19 protein-coding genes are annotated in these 22,299 nt (G+C 67.4%); 12 read left to right on the top strand and 7 right to left on the bottom strand.

Annotated elements, in window-relative coordinates:
• Positions 1-54: 54 nt before the first annotated feature.
• The 3 genes from E7811_RS02175 to E7811_RS02165 all read right to left on the bottom strand — a co-directional run bounded on the left by E7811_RS02175 (position 55) and on the right by E7811_RS02165 (position 3,892).
• The gene (locus tag E7811_RS02175) at positions 55-1,512 is read right to left on the bottom strand and encodes an amidase (protein ID WP_136392952.1); all 1,458 of its coding nucleotides are present in this window, start codon (positions 1,510-1,512) and stop codon (positions 55-57) included.
• Between the two features lie 98 nt (positions 1,513-1,610).
• A complete protein-coding gene (locus E7811_RS02170) occupies positions 1,611-3,458 on the bottom strand; it encodes an ATP-binding protein (RefSeq protein ID WP_168732902.1) in 1,848 nt (615 codons plus the stop codon).
• 116 nt (positions 3,459-3,574) lie between these two features.
• The gene (locus E7811_RS02165; protein ID WP_136392950.1) at positions 3,575-3,892 is read right to left on the bottom strand and encodes a DUF6476 family protein; all 318 of its coding nucleotides are present in this window, start codon (positions 3,890-3,892) and stop codon (positions 3,575-3,577) included.
• Between E7811_RS02165 and E7811_RS02160 the strand changes: the two genes are divergently transcribed.
• The 4 genes from E7811_RS02160 to E7811_RS02145 all read left to right on the top strand — a co-directional run bounded on the left by E7811_RS02160 (position 3,891) and on the right by E7811_RS02145 (position 8,413).
• On the top strand, positions 3,891-4,946 hold the full coding sequence (locus tag E7811_RS02160; protein ID WP_136392949.1) for an RluA family pseudouridine synthase: 1,056 nt from the start codon (positions 3,891-3,893) through the stop codon (positions 4,944-4,946). The two genes, E7811_RS02165 and E7811_RS02160, sit on opposite strands and share 2 nt — an antisense overlap.
• Positions 4,943-5,710: a hydroxypyruvate isomerase family protein gene (locus tag E7811_RS02155; RefSeq protein WP_136392948.1), complete on the top strand. Its 768-nt coding sequence runs from the start codon at positions 4,943-4,945 to the stop codon at positions 5,708-5,710. The genes E7811_RS02160 and E7811_RS02155 overlap by 4 nt, the downstream gene beginning before the upstream one ends.
• Before the next feature lie 123 nt (positions 5,711-5,833).
• On the top strand, positions 5,834-7,615 hold the full coding sequence (locus tag E7811_RS02150) for an IlvD/Edd family dehydratase (RefSeq protein ID WP_136392947.1): 1,782 nt from the start codon (positions 5,834-5,836) through the stop codon (positions 7,613-7,615).
• Between the two features lie 63 nt (positions 7,616-7,678).
• Positions 7,679-8,413 carry an SDR family oxidoreductase gene (locus E7811_RS02145; RefSeq protein ID WP_136392946.1) on the top strand — a complete coding sequence of 245 codons (735 nt, stop codon included), beginning with the start codon at positions 7,679-7,681 and terminating at the stop codon, positions 8,411-8,413.
• A 17-nt stretch (positions 8,414-8,430) separates the two neighbouring features.
• Here E7811_RS02145 and E7811_RS02140 read toward each other — a convergent pair whose 3' ends face one another.
• Entirely contained in the window at positions 8,431-9,153 is a 723-nt protein-coding gene (locus E7811_RS02140) for an SDR family oxidoreductase (RefSeq protein WP_136392945.1), read from the bottom strand.
• Between the two features lie 208 nt (positions 9,154-9,361).
• Here E7811_RS02140 and E7811_RS02135 point away from each other — a divergent pair, with 208 nt between their 5' ends.
• The 7 genes from E7811_RS02135 to E7811_RS02105 all read left to right on the top strand — a co-directional run bounded on the left by E7811_RS02135 (position 9,362) and on the right by E7811_RS02105 (position 15,787).
• Positions 9,362-10,048: a GntR family transcriptional regulator gene (locus E7811_RS02135; protein WP_136392944.1), complete on the top strand. Its 687-nt coding sequence runs from the start codon at positions 9,362-9,364 to the stop codon at positions 10,046-10,048.
• Entirely contained in the window at positions 10,045-10,890 is an 846-nt protein-coding gene (locus E7811_RS02130) for a fumarylacetoacetate hydrolase family protein (protein ID WP_136392943.1), read from the top strand. Before E7811_RS02135 ends, E7811_RS02130 begins: the two co-directional genes overlap by 4 nt.
• 213 nt (positions 10,891-11,103) lie before the next feature.
• Positions 11,104-12,000 (top strand): RNA polymerase sigma factor RpoH, encoded by an 897-nt coding sequence (gene rpoH / locus E7811_RS02125; protein WP_136392942.1) that lies wholly within the window; start codon positions 11,104-11,106, stop codon positions 11,998-12,000.
• A 252-nt stretch (positions 12,001-12,252) separates the two neighbouring features.
• Positions 12,253-12,945, top strand: a complete 693-nt coding sequence (locus tag E7811_RS02120; RefSeq protein WP_136392941.1) for a phosphatidylserine decarboxylase — start codon at positions 12,253-12,255, stop codon at positions 12,943-12,945.
• A 3-nt stretch (positions 12,946-12,948) separates the two neighbouring features.
• The gene (pssA, locus tag E7811_RS02115) at positions 12,949-13,704 is read left to right on the top strand and encodes a CDP-diacylglycerol--serine O-phosphatidyltransferase (RefSeq protein ID WP_136392940.1); all 756 of its coding nucleotides are present in this window, start codon (positions 12,949-12,951) and stop codon (positions 13,702-13,704) included.
• 122 nt (positions 13,705-13,826) lie between these two features.
• Positions 13,827-14,846, top strand: a complete 1,020-nt coding sequence (locus tag E7811_RS02110) for a Gfo/Idh/MocA family protein (RefSeq protein WP_136392939.1) — start codon at positions 13,827-13,829, stop codon at positions 14,844-14,846.
• A gap of 5 nt (positions 14,847-14,851) precedes the next feature.
• Entirely contained in the window at positions 14,852-15,787 is a 936-nt protein-coding gene (locus E7811_RS02105) for a capsular polysaccharide export protein, LipB/KpsS family (protein ID WP_136392938.1), read from the top strand.
• A gap of 191 nt (positions 15,788-15,978) precedes the next feature.
• Here the strand turns inward: E7811_RS02105 and E7811_RS02100 are convergent, their stop codons facing one another.
• From E7811_RS02100 to E7811_RS02090, 3 genes are all read right to left on the bottom strand, one after another.
• Positions 15,979-17,805: a M3 family oligoendopeptidase gene (locus tag E7811_RS02100; RefSeq protein ID WP_136392937.1), complete on the bottom strand. Its 1,827-nt coding sequence runs from the start codon at positions 17,803-17,805 to the stop codon at positions 15,979-15,981.
• A gap of 113 nt (positions 17,806-17,918) precedes the next feature.
• Positions 17,919-19,517: an ATP-dependent DNA ligase gene (locus E7811_RS02095; RefSeq protein WP_136392936.1), complete on the bottom strand. Its 1,599-nt coding sequence runs from the start codon at positions 19,515-19,517 to the stop codon at positions 17,919-17,921.
• Positions 19,514-20,593, bottom strand: coding sequence for a ligase-associated DNA damage response exonuclease (locus E7811_RS02090; RefSeq protein ID WP_136392935.1), 1,080 nt, complete (start codon positions 20,591-20,593; stop codon positions 19,514-19,516). The genes E7811_RS02095 and E7811_RS02090 overlap by 4 nt, the downstream gene beginning before the upstream one ends.
• A gap of 312 nt (positions 20,594-20,905) precedes the next feature.
• On the opposite strand from E7811_RS02090, the gene E7811_RS02085 reads away from it, so the two are divergent.
• Positions 20,906-22,297, top strand: a complete 1,392-nt coding sequence (locus tag E7811_RS02085; RefSeq protein WP_168732960.1) for a circularly permuted type 2 ATP-grasp protein — start codon at positions 20,906-20,908, stop codon at positions 22,295-22,297.
• Positions 22,298-22,299: the final 2 nt, after the last annotated feature.

The following is a 22,299-nucleotide window of genomic DNA, read 5'->3' as shown; positions in this document are numbered from 1 at the left end:
TTGTGTATTTTGATCATATTTTCGGCTCGATCCCCGTGATGCAAGCGTTTTCCCCTAGATCAGGGCCGAAACATCGGGCCGCCTGCCTGCCCAGGGGGCGGCCCGTTCCAGTTCTGCACAAAGCGCGATCAGTTCTTCGTCCGTGCCGAAGGGGGCCGCCAGATGGATACCCACAGGCAACCCGTCGCCCGTCATCCCAAGCGGCACCGAGGCCGCGGGCTGGCCCGAGGCGTTGAACACCGCGCAGAACGGGGAGTAGGCAAAGATCCCCTCGGGTCCGATCCGGTAGGCCACGTAATCCTCGGTCCGGTGGGCGAAGCGGCCGACCATCGCGGGCGGTTCGGCCAGTGTGGCCGACAAGAGGATGTCGATCCCCGCGCCACCGCCCTCTGGGCCGAATTCCGCCGCCATCTGACGGCCGAAGGCGTGGATCTCGCCCACCGCTTCAAGATAGCGGGTGGGGTGCAGCGTGCCGGCATGGGCCACCGCGCCGCGCCCGACCCCTTCGACCAGATCGGAACTCAGAGCGCGCCCCTTCAGCGCCTTCCCGATGCCAAGCGCGGTGCCAACGGCCACGATATCGGTCCATGCCCGCATCATCATCGGCACATCGGCCCGCGGCAGGTGCGGCACGACCTCGTGGCCGAGGTTTTCCAGAAGGCGGCCCGCCTCGCGCACGGCGCGGGCCACCTCGGGGTGGATTGCATCGCCGGTGAAGGTCGAGTCGCAGATCCCGATCCGCAGGCGGCGCGGCGGGCGGCTGATCGCCTGCGCATGGCCCGCGCGCAGGGGCGGGGCCCAGTAGGGCGCCCCCGGATCGGCCCCGGCGCAGGCGTCCAGCATCACCGCCGTATCGCGCACCGACCAGGTCAGGAAGCCGTCGATCGCCATTCCGGCCCAGCCTTCGCCCACATAGGGCCCGTCGGGCAGGCGGGCGCGGGTGGGCTTGAAGCCGAAAAGCCCGCAGCACGAGGCCGGGATACGGACCGAACCGCCCCCGTCGGACCCGTGGGCAAAGGGCACGATCCCCGCGGCGACCGCCGCCCCCGCGCCCCCTGACGACCCGCCGGGCGTGCGGTCGGGGTTCCAGGGGTTCCGGGTCGGCCCGCCATAGACCGCGCTTTCCGTCGCGGCCCCGATCCCGCCCTCGGGGCTGGTGGTGCGGCCGAAGGTGACGACGCCGGTCGCCCGGATGCGGTCGAAGATGGCGCTGTCCCTGCCGTAGGTCGTGTTCGCCAGAAGACGCGAGCCGTTGTGCGACGGGAAATCCACCGCCTCGCAGCCGAGGTCCTTCAGAAGGAAGGGCACGCCGCGGAACGGCCCGTGCGGCAAGCCCCGCGCGATCGACCGGCGCGCGATGTCTTCCTGCATCAGGACCACCGCGTTCAGCGCCGGGTTCAGCCGGGCCACCCGGTCCAGCGCGGCCTCCAGCATCTCGGTCGGGGTGACCTCGCCCGAGGCCAGTCGCGCGGCCAGGTCGGTGGCGTCGCGGGCCTGAAAGGCATCCAGCATGGCGGTTCTCCGGTTCTATCGGCCCCCCATGCTGCGACGTGCCGCCGCAGAGGTCCAGCCCTGATTTGCCAGCGACGATGTCGCATGCAGACCGTGGTTCAACCGCTGATTGCATCCGGTCTTGCGCGGGCCGACAGCACCCGCAGAAGCTCGGCCCTCAGGATCGCGGCCTCCACCGGCTTGCCGACGAACCCGTCAAAACCCTGATCGGGCAGGTGCCCGCTGGCGGCGGCTCCGGTTTCGGCGGTCATCGCCAGGACCGGCACGTTTCCACCGCCCGGCAGGGCGCGGATGGCGGCCAGCGTCGCGGTCCCGTCCATGTCCGGCATGTTCAGATCCAGCAGCACGACCCCGGCCGGGTCCTGCCCGAGCAGCCCAAGCGCAGCGGTGCCCGACCGCGCCTCGGACACCCCGCAGCCCAGCTGTTCCAGCATGTGCCGCGCGACCATCAGGTTCGATGCGATGTCGTCGACGACGAGGACGCGCAAGCCGTGCAACCGCGCATCTGGCCCGGTGGCCGGTTCCCGCCCGCCGGAACCGCTCCTGCCGGAACCGCTCCCGCCCGAAGCACTCTCGCCCATATCTCGCCCTTCGGTATCTCGCCCTCCGGCTTCGCTCGCCTCGGCCGGGGCGACCGGTTCCAGGGGCAGGGTCAGCACGAAATGCGCGCCGGTGCCGGGCGCGCCGGTCAATGGCGCCAGCGCAAGATCGCCCCCCATCTGGCGCAGCAGCCCGCGCGAGATGGAAAGCCCAAGCCCGCGACCGTGGCCGGTCCTGTCCTGGGTGACATAGCGCTGGAACAGCCGTTCGCGCAGGTCCGGCGCAATGCCCGTGCCTGTATCGGTCAGGTCGATCCGCAGCATCGGCGCCGCGGCAACGCCCGTCGCCGGCGCCTGAACGCTGGCCGACAGGACAATCTCGCCCTCGGTAGTGTGTTTCAGCGCGTTCGACAGAAGGTTGGTCAGACATTGCCGCAGCCTCTTGGCGTCCAGCATCGCCATGCCCGGAACCTCGGGCGCGACGTCAAGCGACAGCGCCACCCCGGCGGCCTCGGCCGCGGGGCGGAACAGTGCGACCGTCGCCGCCAGTTGCGCCCGCAGGTCCGTCGGGGCCGGTCGCAGCGGAAGCCGCCCTTCGTCCACGGCGGTCACGTCAAGGATGTCGTCCAGCAGTGTAGCCAGCCCCTCGGCCGAGGCGATCAGGACCGACAGGCGTTCCCGGCTGGTCTGGTCGGTGCTGCGCGCCAGTTCCGCCCGGCCAAGTCCGAGGATCGCGTTCAGGGGCGTGCGCAATTCATGGCTCATCTGCGCCATGAACCGGGTCTTGGCTTCGTTGGCGGCCTCGGCGCGGGCCTTTTCCTGCGCATTGGTCCGGTGCAGTTCGTGGTTCGATGACAGTGCCCCGAGGCCATATGAGATCGTGCCGAGGATGCACAGCAGGCTGAAGATCGCCACGGGGCTCAACGGGCCTTCGCCCTTCTGCCACCAGAACACCGTGTTCGTTGCAATCGCGGCCAGCGTCACCGCCGCCATGCCCGCGCGCCCGATCGGTAGATAGATCGCCCGGATCGTGGAAAGATGCATCACCGTGGCCGTGCCAAGACCCACGGCAAAGGCCTTGGCATAGGGCGAGGGGTGGTGCCAGATCAGCGCCGCGGGCGCGGTGAAGGCCAGTTCGACGATGAAGATCGCCGCCAGCGCAAGGGCATGGCGCAGCGGTTCGGCATCGGGGTCCAGATCGCGCATCGCCCGGTCGCCGATCGCCTCGAACGTCAGGTGGACGATGATGCAGGCCAGGATGACCCAGCCTGGAAGGAACAACCCCGACAGCAGATAACCAAGGCCCGAGGTGACGACGCGAACGGGCAGTTCGCGTTGCAGCACCTGGCGCTGCAACAGCACCAGATCGCGTCGCGAAACCGATCTGCCTTCAGGGGTGTCGGCCATGCCCGGCCCTTCCTTCCCGTGCTGCCTCTGGTCCGCCATGGCAGGCCAAGCCGCACGACCTGTCAAGCCCGTCCCGCGGCTCCGGCCGTCGTCCGGGTCAGCGGTTGGGCGCAGAGTCAGGGGGTGATCCCGCCCAACGGGATTTCCTGCCGAAGCGTGCCGTCTTCGCGGAAGATCAACAACCGCTGATCCTCGGTCACCACGGCGAACCAGCCGATCCCCTGGGTATAGGCGGTGGCGCGGGCGCCTTCGGGCAGGGTGATCGACGAAGGCATGACCGGCCCGCGGTCAAAGGCCTGCGGCATCCGGGTGACAATCAGCGCAACGACCGTTATGACACCCCCGATCATGGTGAGCGTCAGAACGATCACCAGCCATTTCAGAAACGTCAGGCTGGGCGGCAGCCTTTCGCCATCCTGCGGAGTGTCATCCATGGCATCCCTTTCCGGCCCCGAGGGGGCAATGATCCGTGTGACCGTGGGCGACGACCTGCCCGGCGAACGCCTTGATAAGGCGCTCGTCGCACTTGTGCCAGAGGAAGCGTCGCTGTCGCGGTCGCGGCTGATGAAGCTGATCGCCGAAGGCGCGGTCAGCCGGGCAGGCCAGCCCGTGACCGATCCCAAGACCCGCGTGGCCGAAGGCGAGGTCTATGATATCGCCCTCGGCCCCGCCGAAGACATCGACGCCCTGCCGGAAGACATCCCCCTGTCGGTCGTCTGGGAAGACGACGACCTGATCGTGATCGACAAGCCCGTGGGCATGGTCGTGCACCCGGCACCGGGCACGCCGTCGGGCACGCTGGTCAACGCGCTTCTGCACCACTGCGGCGACACGCTGTCGGGGGTCGGGGGGGCGAAACGGCCCGGCATCGTCCATCGGATCGACAAGGACACCTCCGGGCTTCTGGTCGTGGCGAAATCCGACCGCGCGCATCACGGTCTTGCCGCCCAGTTCGAGGCCCATTCCGTCAACCGGCATTATCTGGCGGTCGTCCACGGCGTTCCCGATGCCGCCGACCCGCGCCTGCGCGGCGTGCGCGGGGTGGGGTTCGAACCCGGCGGGGTGATCCGCATCGCCACCCAGATCGCCCGCCACAAGACCGACCGCCAGCGGCAGGCCGTGGTCGAGGCGGGCGGCCGCGTCGCGATCACGCGGGTGCGCGTGGTCGAACCGCTGCACGGTGTGGCCGCGCTGGTCGATTGCTGGCTGGAAACGGGGCGCACGCACCAGATCCGGGTTCACATGGCCCATGCCGGTCACGGGCTGATCGGCGACCAGACCTATGGCGGGCGCCGCAAGGTCGCACCCAAGGCGGTGGGCGAGGCGGCGGCCGATCTGGCCAACGGTTTTCCCCGGCAGGCGCTGCATGCGGCGACGCTGGGCTTTGAACATCCGGTCAGCGGCGACTGGCTGGAATTCGAAAGCCCGGTCCCGGCCGACATGGCCGCGCTGATCGACGCACTGCGGGGGCAGGGCGGCGGCGCATGAGGTTTTCGGCCAACCTCGGGTTCCTCTGGGCCGACCTGCCCCTGCCCGATGCCATCCACGCCGCCGCTGCGGCAGGTTTCGACGCGGTGGAATGCCACTGGCCCTATGACACCGACCCCGGCGCGGTGCGGGCGGCGCTTGGGGAAACCGGGCTTGCCCTGCTGGGGCTGAACACCCGGCGCGGCGATCCGGCGGCAGGCGACTTCGGCCTTTCGGCCCTTCCCGGGCGCGAGGCCGAGGCGATTGAGGCCATCGACGAGGCCATCGCCTATGCCCGCGCCGTGGGGGCGGGGCATGTGCATGTGATGGCGGGAAACGCATCGGGGGCGGCGGCGCGTGCCAGTTTCGAAGGCGCGCTGCGCCACGCCTGCCGGGCGGCCGCGCCGTTCGGGATCGCCATCGTCATCGAACCGCTGAATGCCCATGACGCGCCCGGTTATTTTCTGAAGAATACCGCGCAGGCAATTGAAATAATTGAATCAATCGGCGCGCCGAACCTGAATCTGATGTTCGATTGCTATCACGTCGGGCGGACCGAGGGCGCGGTCGAGGCGCGACTGCGGGCGCTGCTGCCAAAGGTCGGGCATATCCAGTTCGCCGCCGTTCCCGATCGCGGCCCGCCCGATCACGGCGCGGTCGATTACCCCCGCCTGTTTCAGGTCATCGCGGGCCTCGGCTGGGATCGCCCGCTGGGTGCCGAATACCGACCCGGCGGCGACACGATGGCCACCCTCGGCTGGCTCGCTGCGGCAAGGCGGATCTGACCGGCGCGGAATTCCGGCCATCGGGGCGCCGCGCTTTGTCCTTGCATTTGGTATACCAAATGGGAATCCTCTGCCGAGGACTGGCGCCCGGATGTGGCGGGGCAGGGCCAACGGGAGAACAAGATGTCAGACACGCGCGCCAACCGGCGTTTCCGGTCGCAGGAATGGTTCGACAACCCCAACAATCCGGGGATGACCGCGCTTTATCTGGAGCGTTACCAGAATCACGAATACACCCGCGCCGAGTTGCAAAGCGAACGGCCGATCATCGGAATCGCGCAGACCGGCAGCGACCTTGCCCCCTGCAACAAGATCCACGTCTTTCTGGTCGACCGGATCAAGGCGGGCATCCGCGAGGCGGGCGGCATCCCGATGGAGTTTCCGGTTCATCCGATCCAGGAAACCGGCAAGCGCCCGACCGCCGCGCTGGACCGCAACCTGGCCTATCTCAGCCTTGTCGAGGTGCTGCACGGCTATCCGATCGACGGCGTCGTGCTGACCACGGGCTGCGACAAGACCACGCCCGCGCTGCTGATGGGGGCGGCGACGGTGGATCTTCCGGCGATTGCCCTGAACGGCGGGCCGATGCTGGATGGCTGGTGGCAGGGCAAGCGCGCGGGATCGGGCACGATCATCTGGGAAAGCCGCCGCCTTCTGGCCGAGGGCCAGATCGACTATGAGGAATTCATGCGCCGGGTCTGTTCCTCGGCGCCGTCGCTTGGCCATTGCAACACGATGGGCACGGCCAGCACGATGAACGCGATGGCCGAGGCCCTGGGCATGTCGCTGACCGGGAATTCGGCCATTCCCGCGCCGTTCCGCGAACGCATGGCGATGGCCTACGAAACGGGCAAGCGCATCGTGCAGATGGTGCTGGAGGATCTGAAGCCCTCTGACATCATGACGCGGGCCGCCTTCGAGAATGCCATCGTCGTGAATGCCGCGATCGGCGGGTCCACGAACGCCCCGCCCCACCTTCAGGCCATCGCCCGCCATGTGGGCGTTGAGCTCGACGTGCGCGACTGGGAAGCCATCGGTTATGACGTTCCCTTGATGGTCAACATGCAGCCTGCGGGCGAATATCTGGGCGAAAGCTTTTTCCGCGCGGGGGGCGTGCCTGCGGTGATGGGCGAGCTGATGAAGGCCCACCGCATCCACCGGGACGCGATGACCGCGACGGGCCGCACGATGGGCGAAAACCTGGCCGGATGGGAAAGCCTCGACCCTGCGGTGATCACGCCCTACGACGCGCCGCTTCGGCAGAATGCGGGGTTCAAGGTGCTGTCGGGCAACCTGTTTGACAGCGCTCTGATGAAGACCAGCGTGATTTCCGCCGACTTCCGCGCGCGCTTCCTGTCGGAACCGGGCAACGAGGGCGTGTTCGAGGCCCGCGCGGTGGTCTTCGAGGGCCCCGAGGATTACCACGACCGGATCAACGACCCGGCGCTGCAGATCGACGAACGCACGATCCTGTTCATCCGGGGGGTTGGATGCGTGGGCTATCCGGGTTCGGCCGAGGTGGTGAACATGCAGCCACCCGACGCGATCATCCGGCAGGGGATCAAGCACCTGCCGACGGTGGGCGACGGGCGGCAGTCGGGCACGTCGGAAAGCCCCTCGATCCTGAACGCCAGCCCCGAAAGCGTGGTGGGCGGCGGGCTGGCCCATCTGCGCACGGGCGACAGGGTGCGGCTGGACCTGAACGCCTCGACCATGAACGCGCTGGTCGATCCGGCGGAATGGCAGGCGCGGATCGACGCCTGGACCCCGCCCGAGATCGTGCACCAGACCCCCTGGCAGGAAATCTACCGCACCCATGTGGGGCAACTGGCCGATGGCGGTTGTCTTGAGCTGGCCACGGCCTATCAGAAGATCGGTCGCACCTTGCCGCGCGACAATCACTGAAACGGCCCCCCGCGGGAACGGCTGCAGCCGTCCGGCGGGGGGCAGACCGAAAGCGAGACTGCCATGAAGACGATCATCATCACCGGGGCCGGGTCCGGTATCGGCCGCGCCACCGCCCGCGCCTTTCTGGATGCGGGCTGGCCGGTGGGCCTTCTGGGACGCCGGGCCGAGGCGCTGGAGGAAACCGCGGGCGGGCACGACCGCGCGCTGATCCTGCCCTGCGACATCACCGACGAGGCGCAGGCCGATGCCGCCTTTGACCGGGCGGTCGCGGCCTGGGGGCGGCTTGATGTCCTGTTCAACAACGCGGGCATCATGCTGAAAGGGACCACGATCGACGAGGTTCCGATCGATGACTGGCGGCAACTGATCGACGTGAACCTGACCGGCAGCTTCATCGCTGCCCGCGCCGCCTTCCGCGTGATGCGCCATCAGACCCCGCAGGGCGGGCGGATCATCAACAACGGCTCGATCTCGGCCCATGCGCCGCGCCCCGGTTCGGTGGCCTATACCGCGTCAAAGCATGCGATCACCGGCCTGACCAAGACGATCAGCCTGGATGGTCGCCCCTTCGGCATCGCCTGCGGGCAGATCGACATCGGCAACGCCCTGACCGAGATGGTGACGCAGATGACGAAGGGCGTGCCGCAGGCCGACGGGTCCATTGCGGTGGAACCGGTGATGGACGTGGCCGATGTGGCGCGGTCGGTCCTTTACATGGCCAGCCTGCCCCCCGGTGCGAACGTCCAGTTCATGACGGTGATGGCCACGAACATGCCGTTCATCGGGCGGGGCTGAGGCCGCGCGGGCATCGCTCAGAGCGTCATGCCGCCGTCGATGGCAAGGCTCTGCCCGGTCATGTAGGCGCTTTCGTCGCTGGCCAGATAGATCGCCAGATCGGCGATCTCGTGCGCCCGGCCAAGGCGGCCCATCGGCTGGCGCGCGACGAAGGCAGTCATCGCGGCGTCATAGTCGCCGGTGGCGCGCAGCCGGTCGTGCAGGCTGGGGCTGTCCACGGTGCCCGGGGCGATGCAGTTGCAGCGGATGCCCTTTGTAACATAGTCCCGCGCCACCGATTTCGTCAGCCCGATCACCGCGGCTTTCGACAGGCCGTAGATGAACCGGTTGGGCACCCCCAGCATCGACGACACGACCGAGGCGATGCCGATGATCGACCCGCCCCCCGTGGCGATCATGTGGGGCAGGGCGGCCTGGATGGCATGGAAATGCGGCCGCACGTTCAGGTTCATGGCAAAGTCGAATTCGTCGTCGGTTGCCTCCAGCACGGTGCCGGAATGGACAATGCCGGTGCAATTCACAAGGACCGTGGGCCGCGCCTCTGTCACCGCGCGTTTCAGCGCCGCGGCGTCGGTTGCATCAAGCGCAAGACGCTCGGCCACCTCAAGCCCTTCCAGCAGTGCGCCGTTCAGATCCGCCGCGACCACATGCGCCCCCTCGCGCGCGAAGGCTTCGGCAATCGCGCGGCCAATCCCCTGACCCGCCGCCGTGACAAAGGCCCGTTTGCCCTGAAGTCTCATCCCATCCTCCCTTCGTGCCAGCACGGGCGCCGGGGCGTTCCGGTCGCGCGATGGCCAACCCTTGCCCGGACCATCCCCGGAAACCGGCGGCGGATCAACCGTCTGCCGCCCGTGGTATACCATTTTGCGCCGCTTGCCCTTGACGCGCCCGCCGGAATGGCTCTGTTCTGGGGGCCGATATCGCCGGGGATCGCCGACAGGGGCCTTGATGACGGAAACGGTTCTTGCCGAACAGATCGCGACGCGCCTGCGCCGGGACATCCTGCGCGGAACGCTGCCGCCCGGCGCCCCGATCAAGGAACGCGACAACGCCAGCGACCTTGGCGTCAGCCGCACGCCGATGCGCGAGGCGATCCGCATCCTGGCCAAGGAAGGGCTGGTGGAACTGCGCCCCTCGCGCAGCCCCATCGTGGCCCGCCCCAACGTCAAGGACCTGGCCGACCAGACGCTTGTCCTGATCGCGCTGGAAAAGCTGTCGGCCGAACTCGCCTGCACCGCCGCGACCGGTGCCGATCTGGACCGCATCGCGGGGATCCTGGCCACGATGGCCGACCGTTTTGCCGAAACCGACCCGCTCGACATGTTCGAGATCGACATGTCCTTCCACACCGCCATCGCCGAGGCGTCGCACAACCGCGCGCTGGCCGAAACCCATCGCGCCTTTCTGCAGCGGCTTTGGCATGCGCGCTTTCTGGCCGCCCGGCAGAAACGCGCCCGCGACCGGGTGCTGCAGGAACATGGCCGCATCCTCGATGCGCTGCGCGCCCGCGATCCGGTGGCGGCGCGGATGGCCATCGAACGCCATCTAGGGCATCTTGCCGACGACATCCGACGTGTCGTCGCGACCGAGACGCCCGGAAAAGACACCACGACCAACAAGGGAGACGCCACATGAAACTCTTGCGTTACGGGCCTGCGGGCCAGGAAAAGCCGGGCCTTCTGGATGCCGAGGGGCGGGTCCGCGACCTTTCGGGCAAGGTGGCCGATTTCGCCGGGGCGGATGTGTCCCTTGCGGCGCTGGACCGGATCCGCGCGCTGGACGTGGCCAGCCTGCCGGTTGTCGAAAATCCGGGGCGGATCGGGGCCTGCCTGGCCTCTGTGCCGAATTTCTACGGCATCGGCCTGAACTATGCCAAGCACGCCGCCGAAACCGGGATGGAACCGCCGAAGGAACCGATCCTGTTTTCCAAGGCGGCCTCGTCGCTTTCGGGGCCGTTCGACCCGGTGGTGATCCCGCGCGGATCGGAAAAGACCGACTGGGAAGTGGAACTGGGCGTCGTCATCGGCCGCGAGACGCAATACGTCACAGAAGCCGAGGCGCTGTCCTGCGTGGCGGGCTACTGCACGATCAACGACGTGTCTGAACGCTCGTTCCAGATGGAACGGGGCGGGCAGTGGATGAAGGGCAAATCCGCCCCCACCTTCGGCCCCGTGGGCCCGTGGCTGGTGACGGCCGACGAGGTGCCCGATCCGCAGACGCTTGACCTCAGCCTGTCGTTGAACGGGCAGGTGGTGCAATCCTCGAACACCGACGACATGATCTTCGGCGTGGCCGCGATCGTCTCGTACATGAGCCAGTTCATGCGCCTGATGCCGGGCGACATCATCGCCACCGGCACGCCTTCGGGCGTCGGTCTGGGGATGAAGCCGCAGCGCTTCCTGCGGCCCGGTGACGTGATGGAACTGACGGTGCAGGGTCTGGGCACCCAGCGACAGGAGGCGGTGGCCTCGCACTGACGCGCAGGCGGCGCCCGAGGCGTTGCTCCGGGTGCCGCACGCCTGACATTCGCGTGACCGCCATGTAATAATCGTTCACATGCGACGGAGGATTGCCCATCTGACGTGAAAAGCCCGTAACGTGGCTGGCATCTTGCAGCACGGGACCGGGCGCATTATCTTGCACGGTCCTTGCGGGGCGCGAGGCACGCAAGGACAAGGAGGGGCATCGACATGACCACCTATACCAATCTTCCCGCACCGAGCCCGGAACAGGGGCTTAACCGCTACATGCAGGAAATCCGCAAGTTTCCCCTGCTGGAGCCGGAAGAGGAATACATGCTGGCCAAGGCCTGGGTCGATCATCAGGACCCGCAGGCCGCGCACCGTCTGGTGACAAGCCACCTGCGCCTGGCGGCCAAGATCGCCATGGGCTATCGCGGCTATGGCCTGCCGCAGGCCGAGGTGATCTCCGAGGCGAACGTGGGCCTGATGCAGGCCGTCAAGCGGTTCGACCCCGAAAAGGGCTTTCGCCTTGCCACCTATGCGATGTGGTGGATCCGCGCCTCGATCCAGGAATACATCCTGCGGTCGTGGAGCCTTGTGAAACTGGGCACCACCAGCGCGCAGAAAAAGCTTTTCTTCAACCTGCGCAAGGCCAAGGCCAAGGTCGGCGCGCTGGAAGACGGCGACCTGCGCCCCGAGAACGTCGCCCAGATCGCCAAGGACCTTTCGGTGACCGAGGACGAGGTGATCGAGATGAACCGCCGCCTGTCGGGGTCCGATGCATCGCTGAATGCGACCATCGGTTCGGATGGCGAAGGCAGCAGCCAGTGGCAGGACTGGCTCGAGGACGAAGACAGCGACCAGGCCGCCGACTATGCAGAGCGCGACGAACTGGAACTGCGGCGCGAACTGCTGGCACAGGCCATGTCGGTGCTGAACGAACGCGAACGCGACATCCTGGTGCAGCGCCGCCTGTCGGAAGACGCCGTGACGCTGGAGGACCTGTCGGAAAGCTACGGCGTCAGCCGCGAACGCATCCGCCAGATCGAGGTGCGCGCCTTCGAGAAGCTGCAAAAAAAGATGCGCGAACTGGCACGCGGCAAGGGCATGACCGTGCCGGTCTGAAACGGATGAGATGCCGCAAGGCGAGGGGGCGGCCCGTCAGGGGCTGCCCCCTTTCCGTTGTGATCCGAAGCGGTCCGTGGCGCCGTGCGACGATGAAGGTTTTTCCCGCAAGTGCTGCGCTGCCGATGAAGCCGGACGGCGAGAAAGCCAAGCGCCCAAAGCCCTGCCCGGCAGCCGCCCGCCAAGGATGCCGCAGCCGCCGGATAGCCTTTTCCATTGCCGAAAGCCCGCCGTGGCGCTAGAGGGCGTGGCATGAAAATGCGTGACACATTCCTCAAGCCGATGCACCCGGAAGGGTGGCGGTTCGTGCCGGTCTTCGGGCTGGTGACCCTGGTTCTGTTCTGGCTCTGGCAGCCTTTGGGCTGGATCGGGCTGGGGCTGACTGTCTGGTGCTACTATTTCTTCCGCGACCCAAAGCGCGCTGTGCCGCAGGGCAAGGGGATCATGGTCTCGCCCGCCGATGGCGTGGTTTCGTTGATCGAACCCGCCGTGCCGCCCGCCGAACTGGGCCTGCCCGCCGAACCGCTGACCCGCGTGTCGGTCTTCATGTCAGTGTTCAACTGCCATGTGAACCGCGCCCCGATCGCCGGCACGCTGGAAAAGATGGCCTATCGCCCCGGCAAGTTCCTGAACGCCTCGCTCGACAAGGCATCCGAGGACAACGAACGCAACAGCCTGCTGATCCGGATGGAGGATGGCCGCCCGCTGGTCGTGGTGCAGATCGCGGGGCTCGTCGCCCGGCGCATCGTGCCCTTCGCGCGCGAAGGCGACGGGCTGCGCACCGGCGAACGCTTTGGCCTGATCCGCTTCGGCTCGCGTCTCGATGTCTACCTGCCGCCCGGCGTGGAGCCGCTGGTCGGCCTTGGCCAGACCATGGTGGCCGGGGAAACGGTCCTGGCCGAGATCGGCCGCGGCAACAGCCCCCGCAGCGTGAAGGTCGAATGACCGATGGCCGAACGCCGCAAGCTTCACCTCGCCCAGATCCTGCCGAACCTGCTGACGATCGGCGCGCTCTGCGCCGGGCTGACGGCGATCAAATGGGGGATCGACGGGCGTTTCGGCCTTGCGGTCGGGTTCATCATCCTTGCGGCGATCCTCGACGGGCTTGACGGGCGCATCGCGCGGCTTCTGAAAAGCGAAAGCTCGATCGGCGCCGAACTCGACAGCCTCTGCGACCTCGTGAACTTCGGCGTGGCCCCGGCGGTCGTGCTGTATCTCTGGGCGTTTCAGGACGTGATGACGCGCGAAGGCTGGATCGGTGCGCTGATCTATGCCGTGGCCTGCGCGATGCGCCTTGCCCGCTTCAACATCGGCGCGCGCGAGCCAGACAGCGATGGCACGGTATTTCGCGGCGTGCCCTCGCCCGCGGGGGCGCTTCTGGTCCTTTTGCCGATGCTTCTGGCAAATACCTTCGGCACCGGCAAGCCCGCGCTGGAACCCCTGATTGCGCTCTGGCTGGTGGCGGTGGCCTGGCTGATGGTGGCCACCTTCGAGACCCCGTCGTTCAAGAAGCTGACCTTCTATGCCGACAACGTCCGTTACATCGTGCTGGCGGCGGTCGCGCTGGTGGCGGCGCTTCTGTCCTACCCGTGGATCACGCTGCTGGTCTTCGATCTCGGGTATCTGGCGCTGATCCTGTGGTGCATCATGCGCCACCTGACCGGGTCGCCGCCGGATGCCGCGAACGGCCAGACCGACGATTGACTGCTGGCGAATGACGGCTGGTGACTGGCGACTGAAGCCGGTGCCGTGCGGGCCGCGGGCCATTGCAGCCGGACCGCGCGCCCGCTAGCCTTGCGGGCGGCGACAGGACAGGAGGGGCGGCGATGCAACCGGTCAGATGGGGCGTGCTTGGGGCGGCGAAATTCGCGCTGACACATATGGCGCGGGCGATCAACGAAGCCGACGGCGCCGTCTTCGCGGCCCTCGCCACCTCGGACGTCTCGCGGGCCGACGCGTTCCGCGCCTTCGCGCCAGCCATTCGCGTCTTTGCCGATTACGACGCGCTGCTGGCCGATCCGGAAATCGACGCTGTCTTCATCCCGCTGCCCAATCACCTGCATGTCGAATGGACGCTGAAGGCGCTTGCCGCGGGCAAGCATGTGCTGTGTGAAAAGCCCGTCGCGATGCGCGCCGAAGAAATCGACACGCTGATCGCTGCGCGTGACGCCCGCGGCCTTCTGGCGGCCGAGGCCTTCATGATCGTTCATCACCCGCAGTGGCAACGCGCCCGCGACCTGATCGCCGAAGGCGCGATCGGCCGGGTGGCGCATGTGGATGCGGCCTTTTCCTATGACAACCGGGCCGATCCCGGCAACATCCGCAACCGCCCGGAAACCGGCGGCGGGGGAATCCGCGACATCGGCGTCTACACCTACGGCTCGGTCCGCTTCGCCACCGGGGCCGAACCCATGATGGAAAGCCTCGCCGCGCGCATCGTGCGCGAGAACGGCGTCGACACCTGGGCGCAGGTCACCGGCGACATGAAGGGACCTGCGGGCCGTTTCACCTATTCCGCGATGACCTCGATGCGGCTTTTCCCGCGGCAGGAAGTCACCTTCCAGGGCAGCGAAGGCATGCTGCGCGTGGCCCCCGCCCCGTTCAACGCCGGCACCCATGACATCGCGCAGATCGAACTGCACCGCCCCGGCCAGGTCGTCACCATCGAACGCTTCCCGGCGGTGCGGCAGTACAAGCTCCAGGTCGAGGCGTTCTGCCGGTCGGTCCGGCAGGGCACGGCCTATCCCTGCCCGCTGGAATTCTCGCGCGGGACGCAGGCGATGATCGACCGTGTCTTCGCCGTGGCAGGCGACATCCCCACCCCCGAAGGCATGCGGTCGGCCTGACGCGCATGGGTGAATTCGTCCTGCACCTTCCCGACAGCCAGCTGCAGGACCCCGCGCGCCTGAAACCCTTCTACCGGCGTCTGGCCGACGGCTTGGCCGAGGCGGGCCACGCGGTCCGGCTGATCCGCCATGACCGTGACCGGATCGAGGGCGAGGTGGCGGCCGATACGGCGTTTCACATCGTGGATCACGGTCGGATACAGCACCCCCGCGTCCTGAACGCGGGCATCGCCTATGTCTACCCGTTCTGGAACCTCGATCCGCATGGCATCCGCGCGCTGTCGTCGATCGCCGCAATGCCCTTCGACGCAGGCACCGTCGACGGCCAGGCCGCCCGCGCCTTCATGGCCCGCCAGCGCCAGCGGCTCGTCGCCGCGCGCGTCTCGCGCTATGACCAGCCCCAGGACGTGGCGCCCGTGCCTTCGGGCTGCATCGCCGTCTTCCTGCAATCCGAGGCGCATCGCGATCTGGCGGAAACCTGCTACCTCAGCCTGCGCGAGATGGTCGGCGCGGTGATCGCCCGCGACGATCCGCGCCCGATCGTGATCAAGCCCCATCCCCGCGATCTGGACCCCGAAACGCGGGAATTCCTCCACCGTATTGCCCGCAAGGATGCCCGCGTGCAGGTGATGGACGCCAACATCCACGACATCCTCGCCGCCTGCGACTGCGTCGTGACGATCAATTCGGCCGTGGGAATCGAGGCGATGTTCCACCGCAAACCCGTGGTGTTGTGCGGCCGGGCGGATTTTCACCACAACGCGGTGCCCTGCCACCGGGCCGGCGCGGTGGACCGGGCCATCGGAAAGGCGATGCGCCGCAACTGGCCGCACGGCCGCTTCCTTTACTGGTATTTCGGCATCCAGTGCGTCAACGCGATGTCCGAGACGCTCGTGGAGGACGTGCTGGAACGGGTGCGCGCGGCGGGCCATCGCGCCTGACCCGGGTCAAAAGGGGGCTTTCCGCCCCCTCGCCGCCTGCGGCGGCTCACCCCCGAGGATATTTTTCGACAGAAAATACGATCCGATTCCCGGTTTCATTTTCTGTCCGGAAATATCCTCGGGGGGTGAATTTGGCGAAGCCAAAGAGGGGGGCAGACAGCCCCCCTTCCTGTTCCGGTCCGGGCCCGGTCTCAGCCCTCCATCCCTTCCAGCTCGTCGATGAAGCCCGCGATCATCGACAGGCCTTTGTCCCAGAACTTCGGATCGCTGGCATCCAGCCCGAAGGGGGCCAGCAGGTCCTTGTGGTGCTTCGATCCGCCCGCCTTCAGCATCTCGAAATACTTCTCTTCAAAGCCCGGCAGGCCGCTTTCGTAGACGGCATAGAGCGCGTTCACCAGCCCGTCGCCGAAGGCATAGGCATAGACGTAGAAGGGCGAATGGACGAAATGCGGGATATAGGCCCAGAAGGTCTCGTAGCCGTCCATGAAATCGAAGGCATCGCCCAACGATTCCGCCTGAACACTCATCCACAGCGCGTTGATGTCGTCCGGCGTCAGTTCCCCTTCGGCGCGGGCGGCGTGCAGCTTGCATTCGAAATCATAGAAGGCGATCTGGCGCACGACCGTGTTGATCATGTCCTCGACCTTGCCCGCCAGCAGGGTCTTCCGTTCCGCCGGGGTCTTCGCGCCCTCCAGAAGGCGGCGGAAGGTCAGCATCTCGCCGAAGACGGAAGCCGTTTCGGCCAGCGTGAGCGGGGTGGAGGACAGAAGCTCGCCCTGTCCCGCCGCCAGAATCTGATGCACGCCGTGGCCCAGTTCATGGGCCAGCGTCATCACGTCACGCGGCTTGCCCAGATAGTTCAGCATCACATAGGGATGCACCGTCGTCACGGTCGGATGCGCGAAGGCGCCGGGCGCCTTGCCAGGCTTCACGCCCGCGTCGATCCAGCCTTTCGTGAAGAAGGGTTCGGCCAGTTCCGCCATGCGGGGAGAGAAGGCGGCATAGGCCTCGCTCACCGTCCGGCGGGCGCTGTCCCAGTCCACCGTCTTCGGCGGCTCGAGGTTGAGGGGCGCGTTGCGATCCCAGACCTGAAGCCGCTCCAGCCCCAGCCATTTCGCCTTGAGCCGGTAGTAGCGGTGGCTGAGCTTGGGATAGGCCGCGACCACCGCGTCGCGCAGCGCCTGCACCACCTCGGGTTCGACATGGTTCGACAGGTGACGGCCATGCTGGGGCGTGGGCATCTTGCGCCAGCGGTCGTGGATTTCCTTTTCCTTGGCCAGCGTGTTGTGGACGCGCGCGAAGAGCTTGATATGCTTGTCGAATTCGGCAGCGAGCGCGCGGGCGGCTGCCTCTCGCTTCGTGCGGTCCGCATCGGTCAGCAGGTTGAGCGTGGATTCGAGGTTCAGTTCTTCGGCCTCGCCCGCGACGGTGAAGGTCAGCCCGGCCATCGTCTCGTCGAACAGCCGGTTCCAGGCGGCGGCCCCGACGGTCGATTGATCGTGGAGGAACTTCTCAAGCTCGTCCGAAAGCTGGTGCGGGCGCATCGCGCGCATCCGGTCGAAGACCGGCTTGTAGCGCGCCAGATCGGCGTTCGCGGCCAGAAGGCCTTCAAGATGGGCGTCGTCCAGCCGGTTGAATTCCAGGCTGAAGAAAACCAGCGGCGTGGTGAAGGCGGTGACCCTGTCCTGCGCGTCGGCCATGAACTTGGCGCGTTCGCTGTCCATCGTGTTCTGATAATAGCGCAGGCCCGCATAGGACATGATCCGTCCGGCGGTGATGTCGATCGCCTCGTAGTCCCGTACGCAGGCCAGAAGCGCCGCCGCGTCAAGCCCGGCGAGCTTGCCTTCGTAGCGGGCGGCGAAATCGGCGCAGGCCTTTTCCAGCCAGCCCATGTCACGCGCAAATTCGGGTGCATCGGGGGCGGCGTAAAGATCGCTCAGGTCCCAGTCCGGAAGCTTCCCGAGGCCCCCTGCACTAGCATTGGCATCGAAGACGGGGCGGGGCAGGGGCAGGACCATCGGAAAACCTCTTTCATGCGTTTGCCCTGATCTAGGTCCGCCCCCGCCCTTTTGACAACCCCTGCCGCTGGGTTCCTGCCGTCGCAGGGGGCAGACACCCCCCCCTTGCGCGCTTATCGTTCCGCCCGCGGGGGCAGCAGGGCGCGCAGGCTGTCCAACGTGTCGATCTCGGCCACTGTCTTGTCCCGGCGCCAGCGCAGGATGCGCGGGAAGCGCAGCGCGATCCCCGATTTGTGGCGCGGGCTTTCCTGAATGCCCTCGAAGGCCAGTTCGAAGACCAGTTCGGGCACCACCCGGCGCACCGGGCCGAAGCGTTCCAGCGTATGGGCCTTGACCCAGCGTGTGACCTCGGCGAATTCGGCGTCCGTCAGCCCGGAATAGGCCTTGGCGAAGGGCAGAAGATCGTTGCCCGCGCGGATCGCGAAGGTGAAATCGGTGTAAAGCGCCGCGCGCCGCCCGTGGCCCGCCTGAGCATAGATCATCACCGCATCGACCGTGTAGGGGTCGAGCTTCCATTTCCACCAGTCGCCGCGCCGCCGTCCGGTGAAATAGGGGCTGGCCGCGCGTTTCAGCATCAGCCCCTCGGCGCCCCTGTCCCGCGCCGCTTCGCGGGTCCGGGCGAGCGTCTCCCATCCGGTCAGCGCCACCAGCGGCGAGACCGCAATCGGCACGCCCGGCGGCAGACCCGCGACCAGCGCCTCAAGCCGGTCGCGCCGTTCCGCGAAGGGCACGGCGCGGATGTCGCGCCCGTCGGCCTCCATCAGGTCATAGGCCAGAAACCGCGCCGGTGCCTCGGCCAGCACCTTGCGCGGCACGCTCTTGCGCCCGATCCGGCGTTGCAGGGCGGCGAAGGGCAGGGGCGCCGCGCCTTCGCCCCAGGCAAGGATCTCGCCGTCCAGCACCGTACCGGGGGGCAGGGCGCGGGCAAGGGGGGCGAATTCGGGGAAGCGATCGGTGATCAGTTCCTCGCCCCGCGACCAGACCGCGAAGGCCCCCGGACGGGCGACGATCTGGCCCCGGATGCCATCCCATTTCCATTCCGCCCGCCAGTCCGCCGGATCGCCCAGGCTGTCGGGCGCGGCCTCCAGCCCCGAGGCCAGCGCGAAGGGATAGGGGCGCGACCCGCCGCCGGCGGTTGGCGCCAGCAGGTCCGCAAGCGTGATCGCGACCGGTGTCCAGTCGCCCATCAGCCGGTGTGCGACCGCCGCCGCGTCCTGACCCGTGGCTTCGGCCAGCGCGCGCGTCATCAGCCCCTGCGCCACCCCCATCCGGAAGCCGCCGGTGATCAGCTTGTTGAACAGGAAGCGTTCGTCGGCGGGCATGGTGGCCCATGCGGCAAGGATCGCGGCCTTGCGCGCCTCGGGCGGCTGATGGGCGAGGTCAGAAAGCGAGGCCATCGTTTCGGCCAAACCCGCGCTGGCCGCGGTCGCGGAAGGCGGGGGCAGGACAAGGGCGATGGTTTCCGCCAGATCGCCGACCACGGCATAGCTTTCCTCGAACAGCCAGTCGGGCAGGCCCGCGGCCTCGGCCGCCCAGGTGCGAAGTTCGGTTGTCGTGACCGCACGGCGCGGCCTGCGTCCGGACAGAAGTGCCACGGTCCAGAGGATGTCGGCCTCGGGTGCGGCGCGGAAATGGGCCGTCAGCGCGGAAAGCTTGGCGGATGTCTTCGTTGTGCCGTCCAGCACGGCGAATAGGGCGGCAAGGCGTTTCATTCCCGAATGGCCCCGCCTTCCGCGTCCGGTTCGGTCGGCAGGGCGTGATCGCCCGCCTGATCCGGGCCCTGATCCGCCCCCACATCAGCCTCTTCGCCCGCGAACTCGGTCTCGACCACGCCTGCCTGATATCCCTGGTCTTCCAGCCAGCGCCGGAACGGGCCGGTATAGCCGTGGGTGACAAAGACACGGTCCGCCCCGGTGGCGCGGATCGCGTCGGTCAGCCCCACGAAATCGGCATGGTCCGAGATGACAAAGCCCGTGCCCAGACCGCGCCGGCGCCGGATGCCGCGGATCGCCATCCAGCCCGAGGCGCTGGCCTCGGCCATCTCGCCAAGCCGCCGCGCCCATGTGCTGCCGACCGCGCCCGGGGGCGCGAGGACCAGCGCGCGGCGCAGGTCGGCGCCCGTTGTGTCGGCAAGGCGGGCCGTCGGGGGCAGGGCATATCCCACGCCGCGCAGCGCAACATTCACCGCTTCGACCGCGCCGTGGGCCACGATCGGCCCGATCGACGGGTCCAGCCCGGCAAGCACCCGTTGCGCCTTGCCAAGCGCATAGGCCCCAATCACCGAAACACGCCCCGCGGCGGCGTTTTCCGCCCACCACCGGTTGATGCGTGCCATGACAAGGGTATTGGGCTCCCATCGAAAGACGGGCAGGCCAAAGGTGCATTCCGAAATGAAGGCATGGCAGCGGATCGGCTCGAAAGGTTCCGACAGGCCATCGGGCGCGGTCTTGTAGTCGCCCGACACGACCCAGACCTCGCCCCCATGTTCCACGCGGACCTGCGCCGACCCCGGCACATGGCCCGCCGGATGGAAGGATACCGTCACGCCGTTGATCGTGACGGCCTCGCCATAACCCGCGCAATCCACCCGGATCGGGCCCAGCCTGTGGCGCATGACGGTCGCCGTGCCGGGGGTGGCCAGATAAGCGCCGTGGCCCGGGCGGGCGTGATCGGAATGGGCATGCGTGATCACCGCGCGGGCGACGGGCCGCCACGGGTCGATGTAGAAATCGCCTGCGGGGCAATGGATGCCCCGGTCGGTGAAGGTCAGAAGGGGTGTTTGGCCCATGGGCGGATGATAGCGCGGGCCGTGGCGCCGGACAGCCCGCAATCGGCCCGCAACCGGCCCGTGTTCTTGCAGCGTCCTTGCGGCCGGGTTCGCCGTCCATCCGGCTGGTGGCGGCCAGCCTTCAGGACCGGAGGTGGAGAAATTTGCACAAATTTTCGGCATTTGCCGGTTTTGCGGTCGAAATCCCCCCTTTCCGGCCTGCCCGGCGCGCCAATCCCTTTCTTCGGGGCCAAGGAGTTGCTTAACATCGGGGCAGAAGCCGTGCGGACCGTGACAGGGCAGAGGGCCAGCGTGACCACCTATTTCAACGAGATGTTCGAGAATGGCGCGGTGCGCGCGCCCTACCGCAGGCTTGAAGACTGGACGCGCGCGATGCCTGCCGAACTGCGGCAGATGAAGCAGGCCGAGGCCGAGGCCCTGTTCCGCCGCATCGGCATCACCTTCGCCGTCTATGGCGAGGGCGGCGATCCCGACCGGCTGATCCCCTTCGACATGTTCCCGCGCGTCTTTTCCAATGCCGAATGGACGCGACTTGAACGCGGGATCAAGCAGCGGGCGCGGGCGCTCAATGCCTTTCTGGCCGATGTCTATGGCCGGGGCGAGATCGTGCGCGCAGGCCGCATCCCCTCGCGTCTCGTCTATCAGAACGAGGCCTATGAAAAGGCGGTAACGGGGTTCCTGCCCCCCAAGGGCGTCTATTCGCATATCGTGGGCATCGACCTTGTCCGCACCGGCCCGGACGAATTCTTCGTTCTGGAAGACAACTGCCGCACGCCCTCGGGCGTCAGCTACATGCTGGAAAACCGCGAGATCATGATGCGGATGTTCCCCGACCTGTTCCGGGAAAACCGCATCCTGCCGGTGGACGGCTATTCCGGACGGCTCAGGCACACGCTGGCAAGCGTCGCACCCGCGAAATGCGATCACGATCCCACCGTCGTGATCCTGACACCGGGCCATTTCAACAGCGCCTATTACGAACATTCCTTCCTGGCCGACCTGATGGGCGTGGAACTTGTGGAAGGGCAGGACCTCTTCGTCGAGGGCGAATTCGTCTTCATGCGCACGACCGAGGGACCAAAGCGCGTGGACGTCATCTATCGCCGGATCGACGATGCCTTCATCGACCCGCTCTGCTTTCGCCCCGACAGCATGCTGGGCGTGCCGGGGCTGATGGATGTCTACCGTTCGGGGGGCGTCAGCATCTGTTCCGCCCCCGGCGCGGGCGTGGCCGATGACAAGGCGGTCTACACCTACGTGCCGGAAATGGTGCGCTTCTATCTGGGGGAGGAGCCGATCCTGCAGAACGTGCCCACCTGGCAATGCGGCAAGTCCGATGACCTGAAATACGTGCTGGACCATCTGGCCGAGCTGGTGGTGAAAGAGGTGCACGGATCGGGCGGCTACGGCATGCTGGTGGGGCCGAAATCCACCGCCGAACAGGTCGAGGCCTTCCGCGCGCGGATCGTGGCCGATCCGGGCAACTACATCGCGCAGCCCACGCTGGCGCTGTCAACCACGCCGACCTTCGTGAACGAAGGCATCGCCCCGCGGCATGTGGACCTGCGGCCCTACTGCCTTGTGGGCGAAACGATCGAACTGGTGCCGGGCGGGCTGACCCGTGTGGCGCTGACCGAAGGCAGCCTTGTCGTGAACTCGTCGCAGGGCGGGGGCGTCAAGGACACCTGGGTATTGGCGGAGTGACG

It is taken from the genome of Aliigemmobacter aestuarii (genome assembly GCF_004799285.1).
GTDB classification, from domain to species: Bacteria; Pseudomonadota; Alphaproteobacteria; order Rhodobacterales; family Rhodobacteraceae; genus Aliigemmobacter; species Aliigemmobacter aestuarii.
Note: the sequence above shows the minus strand (reverse complement) of the source record. Positions and strands in the feature narration are given on the sequence as shown.